Genomic DNA, 18410 nt, shown 5'->3' on the forward strand with positions numbered 1-18410 from the left:
GGGTATTTCAGCCTCAATTTATCTGCTAATTCAGTGATGAGAGGACGTTTAGACGCAAGAAGGACGCTGAAGAGCTTAGTTGCGGATTTGAGGGTGAATAATTTTTATAAGCCGGGGCCTGCCACTCCTACTGGCACTTCTAAACGTGGACGTATTATTGCCATTGACAAAAAAGTGAGTGATTCGGATAAGAAATCATATCCGGCCATTTTTGACACTTGGGGAGATTTCTTTATCCAAGGAAATGTGGTGGATGATGGGCAAATTAATGGTGCGGCTGATTACGATCGTTGTATGAAGGCTACAAAGGATAACTGGGAGTACGGAGTTTATAATCAGTTTGATAAAAAGTATGGAACGTTGGATGAAAGTACAAAAAAAGCTCTTAAACGTACTACTCCTGTAGAAACAGGTACTGTTACCACTCATGATGCCCGTATGGCTTTTGAGCGTGTTATGGATTATGCAGGTTGTTCTTTGCACAGGGATAGAGTGGATGAACGTATTGTTCAGGAGACTCGTACCGGGACTGCGAACTATCAGGGAATGAACGAGCACAATGGTCAGGGAGTTGTTGAAGGTATTGATTGGAAAAGCGTGGGGTATCCAAAGAAAGGTATCATTGATAGTCAGGATGATGTGATTCCTGTTGGAGAATCTTCAGCATGGCCTGAATTGGTACAAGGTGTTATTCTGAAGGATTCGGATAATGATGGTATGCCTGATGAATGGGAAAAAAAGTATGGTTTGAATCCGAATGATGCTTCTGACCGAAATGGTAAAACAGTAGATGAGGAAGGAACATATACAAATCTGGAGATGTATATGAATAGCTTGGTACAAAAGATTGTTGAGGAACAGAATAAAGGAGGAGTACAATAAATAAATTTGGTGTATTTTTGTATTATTCCATAAATAAAAATATGAATATGAATTTGATCTTTCGTTGTTTAACCGTTTTATTAACTCTGATCGGAAATGAGGCTGTTTTTGCCTTTTCTGGTATTGGTAACACTCTTGATTTTGGAGAGTTGGCTGCTTTTCCCGGAGCAGAAGGATATGGACGTATGACTACAGGCGGACGTGGAGGTGAAGTGTATATTGTTACTTCTTTAGCAGATGATGGGATGCCTGGCACTTTACGTTATGGTATAGAAAAGTTGGATGGTCCTCGTACTATCATTTTTCAAGTGTCCGGTACAATATTTCTGCATAAAGACCTAAAAATACGGAAAGGGAATTTGACTATTGCGGGACAAACTGCACCGGGAAACGGTATTTGCATAGCGGGTTATCCGGTGACAAATTATGCTAGTAATGTAATTCTCCGTTTTTTACGTTTCCGTATGGGTAATAAAGAATGTGTGCATCCTGACGGTGCAGATGCTTTAGGAGGAAAAGGGGCAAGGAATGTGATTATAGACCATTGCTCTATCAGCTGGTGTACAGATGAATGTGCCTCTTTTTATGAAAATGATGATTTTACTATGCAGTGGTGCATTATTTCTGAAAGTCTTAGATTAGGTGGACATACCAAAGGTCCTCATGGATATGGAGGAATTTGGGGAGGTGAACACTCTTCTTATCACCATAATTTATTAGCCCATCATGATAGCCGGAATCCCCGTTTCGGATTAGGAGCTAAGGTACGTAAGAATGGAGAATGTGATGGTGATTATGTAGATTTTCGCAATAATGTGATCTATAATTGGGGTATGAACAGTTCGTATGGTGGTGAAAGGATGAATATTAATATAGTGAACAATTATTATAAACCTGGTCCTGCAACGGTGACAGGCTCTAAACGTGGACGGATTTTTGCTATAGATGCAACAGAAAATAGGAATGGGGGGTATCTGTGGGGAAAGTATTATATTGATGGTAACGTTGTAGATGGAGGGGCAGATGATAAAAACAGCCAAAAGGCTACAGCTAATAATTGGGAATATGGAGTTTACAATCAATTTTCGAATAATTATAAGAAAGTAGTTACGCAAAAAACTAAAGACTCGATTCGATTGGACAAACCTCATGAATTTGCATCGGTAACGACACATTCTGCTTTCAATGCTTATAAACAAGTGTTGGATTATGCGGGGTGTTCATTGCATCGAGATGATGTGGATGCACGTATTGTGAAGGAAACACGTACGAGAACAGCTGGATATAAAGGTTTGAATATTCATAATGGAGAAGGAGGTATTTGGAAAAGTGAAGGATATCCGAAACCAGGATTGATAGATAGTCAGGATGATTTGCTCTCGTTAAATACTTCGGAAAATGTTTCCGCATGGCCAGTTCTTTTACAGAGAAGTACCTTGATTGATTCTGATAATGATGGTATGCCTGATGCATGGGAGAGAAAATTCGGATTAGATCCTCATGATGCTTCTGATGGCAATGGAAAAACGATAGATAAATATGGCCAGTATACAAATCTGGAAATGTATATGAATAGTTTGGTGCATGACATTATTGAAAAACAAAATAGCGGTGGAAAGAAGTAATCTGCAAACATCGTATTAAGAATTATCTTTATCAGGTAAGATACTTTATAGTCAGTTTCACCGGTTTTTATCCGGTATTCATCGGAATTTATACCGGAAATCAACAGAAAAGGCTGTAGAAGCAGTGGGAAATGATGTATCTTTGAACCATTAATCAATTAATAATAGAGACAATGGAAGAGAAACAAAAATTTCCCACTGCTACAGGCTTTTCCGGTAAAATACTGATAGCTTCGCTTTTTATCCTTTCCGGGATTCTGCTGTTTGCCCGTAATATGGGATGGATTACATCTGAAGTCTTCGATATGATCGTATCCTGGCATTCACTCCTTATTATATTAGGTATATATTCTATGATTCGCCGCCATTTCATCGGTGGAATCATCCTTTTGTTGATAGGTGTGTATTTTTTGATTGGAGGGCTTTCATGGTTGCCTGAAAATTCGCAGGCAATGGTATGGCCTGTCGCTCTGATAACAGCAGGTGTCTTATTCTTTTTTAAATCCGGCAAGAACAGGCGGGGGCACTGGGCGCACCATCATGCCATGCAGCACCGTCAGAAGTGGATGAAGATGCATCAGGGACAACCCGGCATGAACTTTGAAAGTGAACAACAGCAGTCAGAGTCAGTAGATGGTTTTCTGCGTGCCGAGAATGTTTGGGGAGCTGCCCGTCACGTGGTACTTGACGAATTGTTTAAAGGAGCTGTCATTCGCACATCTTTCGGAGGAACAACGATTGATTTGCGCCATACCCATATTGCACCCGGAGAAACATACATAGATTTGGATTGCAGTTGGGGAGGAGTTGAGATATATGTCCCTTCTGACTGGAAAGTTGTGTTTAAATGCAATGCTTTCTTTGGAGGATGTGATGATAAACGTTGGCAGAATGGAAATATAAATAAGGAGAGTGTATTAGTAATTCGGGGAACACTTTCTTTCGGAGGCTTGGAGGTTAAAGGCTAGCGTATGAAAGCACATCCGATTATAGAATCTCCTTTTCGTTGGATTCCGATGCTGGTGCTGGCATTGATTCTGGTTGCATTCCAGGTAGCTTTGGTCTGTGGATACACCGGAAACGATTATCTTCCCGCTTTGGTAGATGGAATAGTAACGATCGGTTGGCTGGCGGCTATCGCCTATCTGGCATGGTTTGTGGTCGGTCTTGTCTCGTTGTTCCAGACGGATGTAATTATGATTATCGTTGGAAGTCTGCTTTGGCTGGCAGGAAGTTTTATGGTCTGTGACATAATGGTGAGAATTGTAGGAGTGTCCTATGTTCCTTTTGCGCAGACAATCCCTTTCCGGTTATTGTTCGGACTACCGGTTTTAATTGCTATTACTCTATGGTACCGCTTGATAGTCACAAAAGAAGAAGTACAAAATCAGGAACTGGAAAAAGAACTGGCTGTACATCAGGTGAATGTGGCTGAACAGCAGGAAGAATCACCCATTGAATGGATAGATCGTATTACAGTGAAAGACGGCTCCCGGATTCATTTGGTGAAGGCAGACGAATTGATTTACATACAAGCATGTGGAGATTATGTGATGCTGATAACCCCCACAGGCGAATACCTGAAAGAGCAGACCATGAAGTATTTTGAAACTCATCTCTCTCCGGATACATTTGTTCGGGTGCATCGTTCTACGATTGTGAATGTTACGCAGATTTCCCGGGTCGAGCTTTTCGGAAAAGAAACCTATCAGTTACTATTGAAGAATGGAGTGAAACTTCGGGTTAGCCTTTCCGGCTACCGGTTGCTGAAAGAACGATTGGGGATATAGATAGAATCTACCTGATGACTGGATATTAATTTCTAAATGGTTTGATGGAAAAGATAGACTCACAAGACAAATAGTAACTGGATAACTTTCGTTTAATAGGATTATTTTTGTACTTATACTCCCTGAATGTTAGATGATAACATTCAGGGAGTAGGACGTTTATATGTATCTGTATAGGTAATGTGTATTATTTGAACCAAGTCCGTTTTTTACTCCTTTTCTACTAAATCTTACTCTTTGTTTCTCATCTATTTTCTCAAATTTGCACTCGTGAAAGACTAGAGAATTTACTTTAGTGAGAATAGAACCATAAATGTATAATGAAAATCTAATCAAATGAGAAACATGAATTTATTGCGCCTGATAGCAAAGCCTCCTTAGAATTTTATTTTCCTTTTATAAAAAGGCAATAGAATTATCACTTATAATTATATTTTTAAAACTATACAAACTAATATTTATGAAACATCTAATTAATACATTTCTTGTATTGTGTCTGTTTCTTGTCTCTTGTTCGCAGAACTCGGATGAGGAATGGAATTCTGATACTTCAAATGTACCTGAAGTTCAAACCGTTGGTTTCCGTTTTACAAGAGCAAGCCTTGAAACGTTTGCTGCTCATGGAATAACCGAAATTGGTATTTATGTGTATTTGTCAGATTCTCTGGTTTATGGAGAGAATCTTCCTTTGAATGACGGTAATTTGGAAGTGGACGTTCCTTTAGGAGAAAGACTTCAAACATTTGCCGTGGCTAATGCAGACCGTTTGGAAAGAACAGACAGTCTTTCTAAAGTGATTCTTTACCAAGATTTACAGGCTCAAAAAGAAATTTATCTTTCGGAAGTGACCGAGTTCATGTCAGATCGGACGGTCAGCCGGGTAAACTTGGAATTAAAAAGAATTGTGGGGCAAGCTACTTTTCAACCAGCCGAAAGCGGAGAAGATATTGCGGCTATTACTCAATTTGACAGGCTGAACATGGTATTTACCAATGTTGGCATCGGTTATATGGTGAACACTGGGGAGTGTATACAAGAAGATGTGGAAGTCAGTGCAGATCTTGCATCAGGTTTCAGTGCATCCGTTTATTCTTTTCCGACTACCGGTCAGAATTCTACCGGACTAGATCTTATTTATATAAAGGATGGGCAAGAAGTGAATCGTACAAAGCGTGTATTAGATACGAATATTACATTTGAAACTTCTAAACATACGGTAGTCAGCATACCGGTTCTGGACGAAAGTTATTTGCAGGAGTCTTTTACTCGTAATCGTATATTAAAGACTGCTATTAATCAAGGATTGACTATCAAGGAATATAATTTTTAATTGAAAGCTTTATGAAGAAAAATATACTATATTCTTTAGTGGGATTAGCCGTCCTGTTTGGTATGTCTGCCTGTTCGGAAGACAGATATGAAACTTCTGTCGTGAAGCAGATCGAGTTGTTTTTGAATGATGATGAATGGTTTGTGAATGTGGGAATTAATACAAAGCCGCTTTTCATCTATAATGCCGGTAGCGGAGAGTATGTGGCGAATTATACTTCTCATTATCGTTTTCCGTTGGAGAATGGCACTTATAAGGTGGTGGCTACTCCTTCTCCTGAACAGTTGATTCCCTCGCCTGTCAATTTGAATGAACTGGTTATCGAGCAAGACCCCGAAGCTAGAAGAAAGGTGGAAATCTCCTCTCCGGTAGAGTACAGTTCGCCTTTCGATACTCCTTTGAGTATCCGTATGTATAGCCGTACCGGTGTACTCCGGTTGAGAGCGACGGATAAAAAGTCCGACAAGAGTTATTCGACGGTACGTGCCATTGTTTCTGCTCCTATATCGGGCTATCGTGTGGCGGATGCCTCTTTCATAGAGTCACCGGTCGAATTGGTACGCGACAGAGCTACCTCCACTGGTGGTGTAAACTATACGGATGATTTTGTCACTTTTGAAACCTCTACTATCGGGCAGGCAGTAAATGTCCGTATCGATTATTTGGACAATCAGGGAAATGTCATTCAATCCAAGCCGATGGACGGTTCTTTCCCTATTCATCCTAATGATACGACACAAATTGATTTCCCGTTAAATGATACGGAACACCCGATTATTCAAGATTACACAGTAACTATACTTTCTGAAGGCTGGAATGAAGAAACAGTAGTTCCGGAGGTGCCGATTATTGTACCGGAAGGATATACTTATGCAGCTCCCGGCACTAATTTGCGCAACCTTTGCAATGAAATGTTCGATAATGAGGAAGTGACAGAAGTACGACTTTTCCTGAAAGCAGGAACTACCTATGAACTTGGCCGTTTGGAAATAAAGAAGCCGCTTTCAATACTAGGACAAGAGCCTTCAACAGGCGAAACACGGACCGTTATGAACATGGGTAATGCTTCTATCAATGGAGAGTTGGATTATTTACGTTTCGAAGGCATGGACATTAATGTCACGGACGACTATATGTTCAGACTGGCACAACTTTCTTTCCATGTAAAAGAACTGACAGTTAAGAGTTGTGATATAAACGGCCTGCGACGTAGTATGTGGTATGCCGAGATTTCAACAGACGACCAGCAAATAGTGGATCATTTTGTATTGGATGACTGCCGGTTACTGAACTTCAATGCAGGTGACAGGAATTATTCGATGATAAGTCTGGGAACCAATAATCCGATTTATAATATTACTATACGAAATTCTACGGTTCATACAGCGACACAGGGCTTGAGAAACACGTTAATCGGCGGAACCAGAAACCAAAAAGAGAATATGAATATTACGTTAGAGAATAGTACATTCGTCCGTTTAGGTCCTGCCAATATGACTTTCTTTGATTTGCGTACAGGTAGTGCAATGACGGAATTGAAATTGACAGTTAAGAATTGTCTCTTCTCGGGAACCACAGAATCGGGACAAGGAAGATGGATGTATCTTGACGGAAAAGCGGTGAAAGATTTTTCTGATAACTATCGCACCAGTGATTTTGTCCTAAGTAACTGGGGAGTTGATACAACTGAAGTACCTGTTGCTACGGTAACTAAAAACGAATTGTTCGAAGATGCCGCAACCGGAAATCTGATTGTCAAAGATAAGAGTTCGGAGATATATACGAAACGTATCGGAGATCCGCATTGGCTTGAGTAATATAAAAAACAGATAAAGAATTAGCACATGAAATCATTTATATTCATATTACTATTATCTTGTGTATTTGGGGCATGTAGTTCCTCGGATGAGGCTGATGAAGCATTGATTGCCAATTCATTGGAACTATCCAAAGAGAGTGTAAAACTTTCTAATATACAAGGATCATATACTGTCTCTGTGACGGCCACCGGTGAATGGAGTGCTTCCGTGACAAGTGGCGGAGATTGGTTGAGCATTTCCCGCTCAAACGGTAACGGCAGTGCCGACTTGCGTCTGTTTTTTACAGACAATACGCAAGGAGAGAAACGCGAAGGCATGATTAAAGTCGTGCAGGAGTCGGGAAACACTACCATTGAAAAAGAAATTGCCGTAGAGCAATTAGGAGGAGACCCGGATATATTACTTGATTATTCAAAAGAAAAACTCTCCTTCAGAGGAGGAGAGTTCTCTGTTACGGTAGTGGCTAATGTAGACTGGGAGGTATCGATTGACGAAGAATACGCTTCTTGGATACGGCCTGTAGAAGAAGATGCTTTGGGAAGAACACGTGCTTTTACAAGTAATGAACGCATTTTTTCCATATCACCGAATAACGGATTGGAAAGAGTAGGAAAAATTGTTTTCAAGACTACCGGTGATTATGTACTTGATAGAACCGTTGAGTTGACTCAAGAAGTATCGCAAGCCTTTCTTGAACTGACGACAAAAGAATTTGTCCTGCCTTATCGTTACCATACGCTGTCGATTCCCGTTGATTTAGGAGAATTTGACGGTGCCGAATACACGATTGAAACAGGAGAATCCTGGATTACTTGGGATCGGGAAGCTTCTACCTCTTCACAGATTGTATTGCAAATAGGAGATAATGAAACGGACTTTCCCCGAAAAGCTAAAGTAACAGTGAAAAATGTCACATTGGAAGAAACTGTTGATATTCTCCAGTATGGTAAAGCCAATATGACTATCGGTGACGATGCGGCTACGGTATTGGCATTTCCCGGAGCGGAAGGCTTTGGACGTGTCACTACCGGTGGACGTGGCGGAAAAGTGTATCATGTGACCACTTTGGAAGACGGTGAGCAGGAAGGAACCTTACGCTATGCCATCAATCAGCGGGACGCCCGTACCATTGTGTTCGATGTGGCGGGTACGATTTTCCTGAAAAGTGATTTGAGGATTCGATATGGTAATCTGACTATTGCCGGGCAAACAGCCCCCGGACAAGGAATTTGTATTGCCAGCTATCCGGTAGTTCTGGCAGCGGATAATATCATTCTTCGTTATTTGCGTTTTCGTGTCGGTAATGAGAGTGGCGGTGAGCCTGACGGACTGGGAGGCATGGAAAACACCAACGTTATTGTAGACCATTGCTCCATTAGTTGGAGTGTTGACGAGTGCTTATCAGTATATGGTGGAGAAAACCTGACTATTCAATGGTGTATTGCTTCGGAAAGTCTCCGTACAGCAGGACACGGCAAAGGTACGCATGGTTACGGTGGAAACTGGGGAGGTACGAATGTGTCTTATCATCATAATTTATTGGCACATCATGGAAGCCGTGTGCCCCGTCTTGGCCCTCGTCCTAAAACACAGGAGAACGAATATATGGATATGCGTAACAATGTGTTCTACAATTGGGGTGGCAACGGTTGTTATGGCGGTGAAGGTATGAACGTGAACATAGTGAACAACTATTATAAGCCGGGACCGGCAACTCCGAACAATTATGTCCGTTATCGGATTGCCGGAATTGGAGTCCGCACTTACGATTATTGTCATGAGGAAGATGGAACACCGAACACATGGTTCCCGATGATGCACAAATGGGGTACGTTCTATGTAGATGGCAACGTGGTAGAAGGCAATGCCGAGGTGACAGCGGACAATTGGACGCAAGGTATCTATGGGCAAATTGATAACTCGAGATGTGATGACACGTTTAATGACCAGGTAAAAGCAGAAATGCATCTCACTACTCCTTTGGCAACCGGTAGAGTAACCACTCATTCTGCACAGCAGGCCTTTGATCTTGTCGTTGATTATGCAGGATGTTCGAAAGGACGTGATCTGATTGACGACCGGATTGCCATGGAAACCCGGAACGGAACAGCAACCTACATCGGTAGTGTGACTCCCAATGCGGGAGATTCACCGGGGCTGATCGATCTTCCGGATGATGTAAAACCTGCGGGTGCGGTGAGTGCCTGGCCGGAGCTATCGGGTAACGGTATATCATCTGCAAACTTGAAAGATACGGATGGAGACGGAATACCTGATATTTGGGAAGATGCGTATGGGCTGGATAAAGAGAATTCGGCAGACGCTTCCGGTTTCACGCTTAATTCCCGCTATTCAAATCTGGAGGTTTATCTCCACAATCTGGTACAGCACATTGTTCATGCCCAAATTCAGGGAGGAACAGTGGAATAAAAGCTGTCTACTTAAATATGTAACTAAAAACTTATACTGTAATGAATAAAATTATCATAAGTATTTTTACTCTCCTACTGGTGGCGGTAGGCACTTCCGCCCAGGTTGTGACCGGTACGGTGACAGATGATTTGGGACCTGTTATCGGAGCTGCAGTGATGGTAGAAGGAACAACCATTGGAGCTACGACAGATCTTGACGGGAATTTTTCTATCAATGTTCCCGATGCGAAAACCGCTGTACTGGTGGTTCGCTACGTCGGGATGAATGAAATAAAGGAGCCATTGAAAGGGCGTACATCAGGTATTCTTATTAAGATGACAGAAGCAGTCGGACAGTTGGACGATGTGGTTGTGATAGGCTATGGCACTCAAAAGAGGGGAAATTTGACCGGTGCAATTGCCAGTGTGTCAGGAAAGGTATTGGAGAAGGTTCCGACAGCTTCAGTGGCTGAAGCCATGGTCGGAAAACTTCCGGGTGTACAGATTACTTCCGTAGACGGTTCGCCGGATGCAGAAATAAAGATTCTTGTTCGTGGTGGAGGATCTATTACGCAGGATAACACTCCGCTTATTTTGGTGGATGGTTTTGAAGTTGGAAGCCTGAATGATATTCCTCCCACTGATGTGGAGTCTATCGAAGTATTGAAAGATGCTGCTTCAACAGCAATCTATGGTGCCCGTGGTGCGAACGGCGTTATTCTTGTTACCACTAAAAAGCCAATGGAAGGACGGGTGAGCATCAATGTAAATGCTTACCTGCAAACCAAGACTTTGTCGAACAAACTGGATGTCATGGACCCGTATGAGTTCGTACTGATGCAGTATGAATACGAGCGTCAGAGAAGTTCTAATCCTACCGGCTTTTTTGATAGGTATGGCAGGGCTAATGAACTGTATATTTATCAGGGTGATGAAGGTACGGATTGGCAAGATGAAGTGTTCGGTACCAATCCGGTGGCTAAGTATGTAGATATCAGCCTGAATGGAGGTACGGAGAAAACGAAATATAAATTCTCTTTTATCCATCAGGATCAGCCAAGTGTAATGGTGAACAACGGACTGAAGCAGAACAACCTGAATATGACGTTGAATACTAAGATTCTTGATAAACTGACCTTTGAATATCGTACGCGTGTGGTACATAAAGTGGTGGATGGTTCCGGAACGGAAGGAGTGAGCTTGCTTTCTGCACTCCGTCAAGCTCCTACAAGGGGATTGGACGAATACATGACCTTGCCGGAAGATAATACCTATTTCGATCCGGAGTCCTACGATGAAGAGGTACGTTTTAATCCGATAGAGGAATCGGAGAGAAACTACCGGAAACGAATTTCAAAAACGTTCAATACGATGGGAGCATTGACTTGGGATATTTTGAAAGGACTGACTTTCCGTTCGGAATTCGGTTATGAATATAGTACAACAGAGAATCGTCGTTTTTGGGGAATAGATACCAGCACGGCCCGGAGCCATAACAATCAGCCATTTGTAGAATGGGGCATGAGTCAGAATTCCAAATGGCAATTAAGCAATGTGTTGAATTACAACTTCATGTTGAATGATGTACATGACTTCCGCTTAATGATCGGACAGGAAATGAAACATAATGTTACAAAAGGCAAGACATATACTACCCGTTATTTCCCAGCCAATACTACAGCGGAGAAGGCGTTTGATAACTTGGCGTTGGGTACGCCTTATGAGAATTCTTCTTCAGCGGGATCTCCTTCGCGTATCGCTTCTTTCTTTGGTCGCATCAACTATGGGTATGAAGATAAGTATCTGGCAACATTGACGTTGCGTGCCGATGGCTCTACAAAATTTGCTTCCGGCAATCGTTGGGGATTTTTCCCGGCAGCTGCTATTGCCTGGCGTATGTCTAATGAGGATTTTCTGAAAGACAGCCCGATTGTTTCCAACTTGAAATTGAGGTTGAGCTACGGTACGTCCGGTAACGACCGGATTCCTGCCGACCTGTATGCCAAATATTATGGGGTAAGCAGCAACCGTCCGGCGGGATGGGGAGAAATTTCCCGTTACTATTATCGTTTCTACAATACCAGTTATCTTTATAATCCGGATGTGAAGTGGGAAACAACGATCACTCGAAACTTGGGTGTGGACTTCGGTTTCTTCAAAGAAAGATTGAGCGGTTCGCTTGATATTTACTGGAATACAGTAAAAGATTTGCTCGTTCCTTCGGATATTCCCGGCTATACTGGTTATACGAGTCTCATGAGCAACGTAGGGCAGACCTCCAACAAAGGTATTGAACTTTCATTGACAGGATATATTATTGAAACCAACGATTTTAGTTTAAATGCAACTTTTAATATCGGTCATAATAAGAACAAAATCGATAAACTGTCGAGTGGAGAAAATGAATGGATTCTGTCTTCCGGATGGGCAGGGACACAGTTACTCAATACCGATGATTACCGGGCACGCGTAGGCGGAACCAGCGGTCTTATCTACGGATTTGTGAATGACGGCTTTTATACAATGAATGATTTCGAGTCATTTGATTCTACAGCCAGAACATGGAAGCTAAAAGACGGAGTAGTGGACTCCAGCCCGTTGTCGGGAACGCCACGTCCGGGTAATGCTAAATTCAAGAAGTTGACTCCGGTGGATGAGAATAGTGCTAATCCTTATCAGATTACGGATGACGACCGTACTGTCATTGGTGAAACGACTCCTAAGTTCTCGGGAGGATTCGGACTGAACGCTACCTATAAAGGTTTTGATTTGAGTATGTTTTTTAACTTCATGTATGGTTTTGATGTGTATAATGCAAATAAAATCATGATGACTACTTGGTATGATAATAGTGGCAATAATCTTAGTATGGATGTTGCTTCCGACAAGCGTTGGCGTAATTTTGATGATATGGGAAATGAAATCCGTTATAATCCGGAAGCATTGGCGAAGTTCAACGAGAATGCAACGATGTGGAATCCTACCTCTATCGGACGTCCCATTGCGATGTCGTATGCTATTGAAGACGGTTCATTCTTACGTTTGAATACTCTTACACTAGGATATACTCTCCCACAGGCATGGACTCGTAAAGCCGGATTGAACAAAGTGCGTTTTTATATGTCGGGCTATAATCTTTGGACAATCACAGGTTATTCCGGCTACGATCCTGAAGTAAATATCGCTACCGGATTAACACCGAATATCGATCATGATGCTTATCCGAGAAGCCGTACTTACACTTTTGGCGTGCAACTGACATTTTAACAATTAATACAGAAGAACTATGAATAAGAAATTAATATATTCGGCTATTGTTTGCCTGGGACTGTCGATGTCTTCCTGCAATGACTTTCTGGATGTGGAACCTCCGGCAGGATTTACTCCCGAGTATCTTTTCGAGTCGGAAGATGAAATCAATTCTTTGATTACTAATGTTTATTCGGCAATGACCAGAGATCAGATATATGGAGGAGCATTTGCCTATAATTTAAATACGAATACAGATGTAGAGATGTCTTCTTTCAGCAATAATACGGTCAACTCTGCCGGATCGGACATCGGTTGTTTTGATGTGAAGCCTTATTGGAGCACTCTGAACGATACATGGAATGCTGTTTATTCTGCCATTAATGTGTCTAATGACATCATTGAGGGAATTGAAAACTCTCCTTTGTATTTGCAAGGCAGAGCCAGCGAACAGTTGAAACACATGTACGGAGAGATTAAAACCCTCCGGGCTACGCTTTATCTGGATTTGATCCGTACGTTTGGAGATGTGGTATTTGTTACAAAACCGTCAGAGTCTACTGATCACTTTCAGGTAGGAGTGACAGACCGCAACGAGATTCTGGAGTTTCTGATTGAAGATCTAATCAGTGTGGAGCCGGGTATGAAATATGCTGCCGATCTGGATTACGGTGTGGAACGTGCTTCCAGAGAATATTGCCAGGGATTGATCGGGCTGCTGGCTATGAATCGTGGCGGATGGACTTTACGCCCTGATAAAGAGATTCCGTCCAGTATCGGCTATATGGAACGCGGAGAGAATTTCGAGCATTATTATGATATTGCTATTGAATATCTGGGTAAGGTGATTGATGAAGGAAAACACGATCTGAAGCAGAGCTATGAACAAGTATGGGCGAATGAATGTAAGTGGACAACGGTCAGCAATGACGATATCATTTTCGCCGTGCCGATGTTGAAAGGTACTACCGGACGCTATGCTTTTAATATCGGGGTGACAATAGCGGAGGGAACCCATGAATATGGGCGTGCCAGAAACTATGTAACGTTCTGTGGGACGTATATCTTCTCTTTTGATAAGAATGATTTGCGTCGTGACGTGACCTGTGCTCCTTATAAATATGATGAAGATTTGAATCAGGAACTGGATATGGGGATTGCCGGTATGGGCGTAGGAAAATGGTCTAAGCTAAAAATGGATGCGCCTATGGGTTCTTCCAGCCAGGGTAATACAGGTATCAATGCTGTTCGAATGAGATTTGCAGATGTATTATTGCTTTATGCGGAAGCTGTGAATGAACGTTTCGGACCTCGCGAAGATGCGAAAGAGGCATTGAAGCGCGTAAGAAGAAGGGCTTTTGACGCTTCGTTGTGGACAGACAAGGTGGAATCGTATGTAGAAAGCCTTGGCAGCGAAGAAACTTTCTTTGAAGCGTTGATGAATGAACGGAAATGGGAATTCGGAGGCGAAAGTATTCGCAAATATGATTTGGCGCGTTGGAACAAGTATGGAGAAGTGATATACAATTTATACAACGAAATGGTAAATTGGGGGCTTGTGGCTAACGGACAGTACATAGAAGGAATTGATGATGTGCCGACTAATATTTATTATAAAGATATACCGGATCCGGTGAATACCGGTCGTACAATTCTTGATATTCAGGGAATTGATGAATATATGCATGCTCGTCCGGCTGGATATGAAGATCAGGAATATGCTATCAGTTGGCGGGTGCTCGATAGGGAGACACAGGCTTATAAGACAGCCGATGCCATATCCTGGAGTTTCAGAGGATTTATCAACATGAATAATGACCGGATAGTGAAACCCACCGATCCATTAAGATACTTGTGTCCTTATCCGACGAAAGTAGTCACCGATCATCGCGGATTGATACAGAACTACTACGGTTTTTAATTCAATAATTCAAAAGTAAATTGAAAGAACTATGATGAGATTAAAATATATATGGTCGGCAATGACCATGTCCGTGTTGCTTTCCGGTGTACTTTTCACCGCTTGTAAGGAGGATGAATATCATAAGATAGACGACCTGTTCCAGCCTCGTTATGTGTTGGAAGAACCGGAAGTGAAGAGCAACTCCATTGCCTTGGTGTGGTATAAAGTGAATGAAGCAGTTTCTTATACGGTAGAATATCATTTGGATAACTATTACAGAAATCTTTTTGCCTCGGTGGAAACAACAGAGCCTTATATTTTCATGGACGATATACCGTATGGGACTACCTTTTATATTCGTGTGCGTGCCAATGCTGCGAATGCTATCAATAATTCACAGTGGGCTTATGCCTCGGCTACCACCGAACCTCGTCCCGACTATGCTAAGATTGTGGAGGACGTCTCCAGAGGAGAGATTACTGAAAACACAGCGGTTATCCGTTGGGCGATCGATCCGGAGAATCCGGTAGACAGTATCAGCGTGAAGCCAAGTATGGACGCTACGCTGGAGGAGGTGACGCGTTATTTGACAGCGGAGGAAATAGCACAGGGTTATGCGGAAATAGACGGATTGACTAGAAATACGTTGTATGCAGCTAATTTGTATGATACGGGTAAACCCCGTAAGTATGACAAACCGTACAATCAGGTAACTTTCCGTACGGCAGGTCCGTCTATGGAAACGATTATAATAGGATGGGATGATAATCTGTCTGAAATACTAAATACGAACAACGATAATGCAGATATTCCGGAGGGAACGGAATATTTCTTGCCGGCGGGTTCTTCTTATACGGTGACTCCGTTTGAGATAAAGAAAGGCTTTAAATTGGTAGGTAGCACCGAAGGTGAAATGGCAGAGGTTGTATTGACAAGTTCGTGGAGAATTGCTTCCGGGTCTTATATTGCCAGTCTTGAATTTGAGAATATCAAATTCAAACAGGAAGTGCTTGACAATTACTTCTTTAATTGCGGTAATTCTTATACATTGGAAAATATTAGCTTCTTTAACTGCACATTCACCGGACTGAATCGTGGCTTCTGGCGCCATCAGGGCTCTAACCGGAAGTATATAATGGATTTCTCGATGGAAGATTGTACGTTGGATTTATGTGGAGCACGTGCCGGAGGTACGTATGGTACGATCTATTTAGGTTCGGGAGCAGGCAACGATACGATGGACAGAGCGATATTTAGAAATTGTACATTCAGCAGAGATCATCAGGGATTACCGGCAGGTACGGGAAGTTTCGGTAACTTATTCTGGGCGCGTGACATGAGTACGCCTATTCATCTGGAATATAAAAATGTGACTGTTTATGATTTCTGTATAAACAGCATGATGATTAATATGCCGGCTGCCGTGGGTTCAGAGCTGATTATGGAGAAATTCCTGTTGGCATCACCTTGTGGACAGGCTTACTCTCTTGGTGCAAACACGACAACTACTTTCTCTGACAATTATATTACTACCGATTACGCTTTGGGAGGTAGTAACCTTCGTGCGACGGAGTTGGGTGTCAGTGCTGCCGATTTGTTTGTCGATCCTGCGAATGGAGATTTGACAATCAAGGATGCTTCTTCACCAATTGTAATCAATCGTGTGGGGGACACCCGTTGGATTCCTTAATATAAATATTTATGTATCACCATTTTCCTTTTAGAAGTGAGCATCTTGCTTCTAAAGGAAAATGGAAATAGTTGTTACGTCATGCAACCATGTATTCGTAATTAAAATCAGGCTGAAAAAATGAATAGATTATTTGAAGAAAAAATGAGAACGCTTCTGATTATCCTTTTCTCTGTTGTGTTAGGACAGAGCTGTTCAAATTCTAAATGTGAGGGAAACAAGTGGGGGGATGTATATAAAGACCTTCCCTTCTCGATGCCTGAAGTAGAGCAACCTTCTTTTCCCGATTATCAGGTGAACATTTGCGATTTCGGAGCAAAAAGTGATGGCGTGACGTTGAATACGGAGGCTATTAATAATGCAATCAAAGCGGTGCATGATAAGGGAGGTGGCAAGGTAGTCATTCCGGAAGGCTTGTGGCTGACAGGACCTATTGTTTTGCAGAGTAACGTCAATTTGCATGCGGAAAAGAATGCGTTGATTGTATTTAGTAGTGATACTTCGTTATATCCGATCATTACCACTTCGTTTGAGGGACTGGATGCCAAACGTTGTCAGTCGCCTATCTCGGCAATGAATGTGGAGAACATAGCCATCACCGGTTATGGCGTTTTTGATGGGGCGGGGGATAGATGGCGTCCTGTGAAGAAGGATAAGATGACGGACAGGCAATGGAAGAATCTGGTGAACTCCGGCGGCAAGGTGGATGAGAACGGAAAGGTGTGGTATCCTAATGAAGGAGCGCTGAAAGCCTCTGTTCTCATGGCCGGCAGCGGAGATAAACGGACTGAAATCACGAGTGAAGAATGGGAAGATATGAAGAGTTGGTTACGTCCGGTACTGCTAAGTATCGTAAAGAGCAAAAAGATTCTTCTGGAAGGTGTGACCTTCAAAAACTCTCCGAGTTGGTGTCTGCATCCCTTGTCGTGCGAATCTTTGATATTGAATGATGTAAAGGTATTCAATCCCTGGTATTCGCAAAACGGTGACGCGCTGGATGTGGAATCATGCAAGAATGTATTGATTGCCAACTGTTTCTTTGATGCAGGGGATGATGCTATCTGTCTGAAGTCGGGCAAAGACGAGGATGGCCGCAGAAGGGGCGAACCTTGTGAGAATGTGATTGTGAGAAACAACACCGTTTTGCATGGTCATGGCGGATTCGTGATTGGCAGTGAGATGTCCGGTGGTGTGAAGAATGTGTATGTGTCCGAATGTTCTTTTATCGGTACGGATGTCGGCTTACGGTTTAAAAGTGCCCGTGGACGTGGTGGTGTCGTGGAGAATATTTATATCAATAATATAAATATGATTGATATTCCTAATGATGCCTTGATTGCCGACTTGTATTACGCGGCCAAAAGCGCTCCCGGTGAACCGGTTCCGAGTGTGAGTGAGGAGACGCCTGCTTTCAGAAACATCTATATCTCGGATGTATTTTGCAGGGGAGCAGGACGGGCAGCGTATCTGAACGGACTTCCCGAAATGCCGATTGAGAATATTTCCATCAAGAATATGGTGGTTACAGGTGCTAAAGAGGGTATTGTAGTGAATAAAGTGGCAAAGCTCAACATTGAGAATGTGGAAATTGACACTCCCGATCAATCTATGATACAGATAGAAAATACGACGGATATCACCATTAACGGAAAAGAGTTCGGAACGATTTCGGAGAAGCGGTTGCTGACCAAAAACTAACTATACTAGTTG

The 18410-nt window shown here is 42.4% G+C and carries 11 protein-coding genes; all 11 read left to right on the forward strand.

The features are described from left to right. On the forward strand, positions 1 to 882 hold an 882-nt coding region (locus HMPREF9009_RS08670; RefSeq protein ID WP_232313576.1), incomplete at its 5' end, for a thrombospondin type 3 repeat-containing protein. 47 nt (positions 883 to 929) lie between these two features. Continuing rightward, complete coding sequence (locus HMPREF9009_RS08675; RefSeq protein ID WP_049702319.1) at positions 930 to 2507, forward strand: pectate lyase; 1578 nt, start codon at positions 930 to 932, stop codon at positions 2505 to 2507. Between the two features lie 173 nt (positions 2508 to 2680). After that, positions 2681 to 3475, forward strand: coding sequence for a LiaF transmembrane domain-containing protein (locus tag HMPREF9009_RS08680; protein ID WP_049701921.1), 795 nt, complete (start codon positions 2681 to 2683; stop codon positions 3473 to 3475). 3 nt (positions 3476 to 3478) lie between these two features. Beyond that, positions 3479 to 4297, forward strand: a complete 819-nt coding sequence (locus tag HMPREF9009_RS08685) for a LytTR family DNA-binding domain-containing protein (RefSeq protein WP_049701922.1) — start codon at positions 3479 to 3481, stop codon at positions 4295 to 4297. Positions 4298 to 4757: 460 nt separating this feature from the next. Beyond that, a complete protein-coding gene (locus tag HMPREF9009_RS08690) occupies positions 4758 to 5627 on the forward strand; it encodes a hypothetical protein (protein WP_009039072.1) in 870 nt (289 codons plus the stop codon). Between the two features lie 11 nt (positions 5628 to 5638). Then, positions 5639 to 7444, forward strand: a complete 1806-nt coding sequence (locus tag HMPREF9009_RS08695; protein WP_049701923.1) for a DUF5123 domain-containing protein — start codon at positions 5639 to 5641, stop codon at positions 7442 to 7444. Positions 7445 to 7471: 27 nt separating this feature from the next. Then, the gene (locus HMPREF9009_RS26375) at positions 7472 to 9877 is read left to right on the forward strand and encodes a BACON domain-containing protein (RefSeq protein ID WP_083444164.1); all 2406 of its coding nucleotides are present in this window, start codon (positions 7472 to 7474) and stop codon (positions 9875 to 9877) included. Between the two features lie 41 nt (positions 9878 to 9918). Next, on the forward strand, positions 9919 to 13125 hold the full coding sequence (locus tag HMPREF9009_RS08705) for a SusC/RagA family TonB-linked outer membrane protein (protein ID WP_049701924.1): 3207 nt from the start codon (positions 9919 to 9921) through the stop codon (positions 13123 to 13125). 19 nt (positions 13126 to 13144) lie between these two features. Then, positions 13145 to 15028, forward strand: a complete 1884-nt coding sequence (locus HMPREF9009_RS08710; RefSeq protein ID WP_049701925.1) for a RagB/SusD family nutrient uptake outer membrane protein — start codon at positions 13145 to 13147, stop codon at positions 15026 to 15028. A 31-nt stretch (positions 15029 to 15059) separates the two neighbouring features. Then, entirely contained in the window at positions 15060 to 16700 is a 1641-nt protein-coding gene (locus tag HMPREF9009_RS08715; protein WP_049701926.1) for a DUF5123 domain-containing protein, read from the forward strand. Between the two features lie 120 nt (positions 16701 to 16820). After that, complete coding sequence (locus HMPREF9009_RS08720; protein ID WP_049701927.1) at positions 16821 to 18398, forward strand: glycoside hydrolase family 28 protein; 1578 nt, start codon at positions 16821 to 16823, stop codon at positions 18396 to 18398. Positions 18399 to 18410: the final 12 nt, after the last annotated feature.

The organism is Bacteroides sp. 3_1_13 (genome assembly GCF_001185845.1).
Lineage (GTDB): Bacteria > Bacteroidota > Bacteroidia > Bacteroidales > Bacteroidaceae > Bacteroides > Bacteroides xylanisolvens.

Excerpts from the sequence above, each read along its gene's own strand:
- HMPREF9009_RS08690 (WP_009039072.1), top strand. The coding sequence starts at position 4,758 with ATGAAACATCTAATTAATACATTTCTTGTATTGTGTCTGTTTCTTGTC.
- HMPREF9009_RS26375 (WP_083444164.1), top strand. The coding sequence starts at position 7,472 with ATGAAATCATTTATATTCATATTACTATTATCTTGTGTATTTGGGGCA.
- HMPREF9009_RS08685 (WP_049701922.1), top strand. The coding sequence starts at position 3,479 with ATGAAAGCACATCCGATTATAGAATCTCCTTTTCGTTGGATTCCGATG.
- HMPREF9009_RS08715 (WP_049701926.1), top strand. The coding sequence starts at position 15,060 with ATGATGAGATTAAAATATATATGGTCGGCAATGACCATGTCCGTGTTG.
- HMPREF9009_RS08675 (WP_049702319.1), top strand. The coding sequence starts at position 930 with ATGAATTTGATCTTTCGTTGTTTAACCGTTTTATTAACTCTGATCGGA.
- HMPREF9009_RS08695 (WP_049701923.1), top strand. The coding sequence starts at position 5,639 with ATGAAGAAAAATATACTATATTCTTTAGTGGGATTAGCCGTCCTGTTT.
- HMPREF9009_RS08705 (WP_049701924.1), top strand. The coding sequence starts at position 9,919 with ATGAATAAAATTATCATAAGTATTTTTACTCTCCTACTGGTGGCGGTA.
- HMPREF9009_RS08720 (WP_049701927.1), top strand. The coding sequence starts at position 16,821 with ATGAATAGATTATTTGAAGAAAAAATGAGAACGCTTCTGATTATCCTT.
- HMPREF9009_RS08710 (WP_049701925.1), top strand. The coding sequence starts at position 13,145 with ATGAATAAGAAATTAATATATTCGGCTATTGTTTGCCTGGGACTGTCG.
- HMPREF9009_RS08680 (WP_049701921.1), top strand. The coding sequence starts at position 2,681 with ATGGAAGAGAAACAAAAATTTCCCACTGCTACAGGCTTTTCCGGTAAA.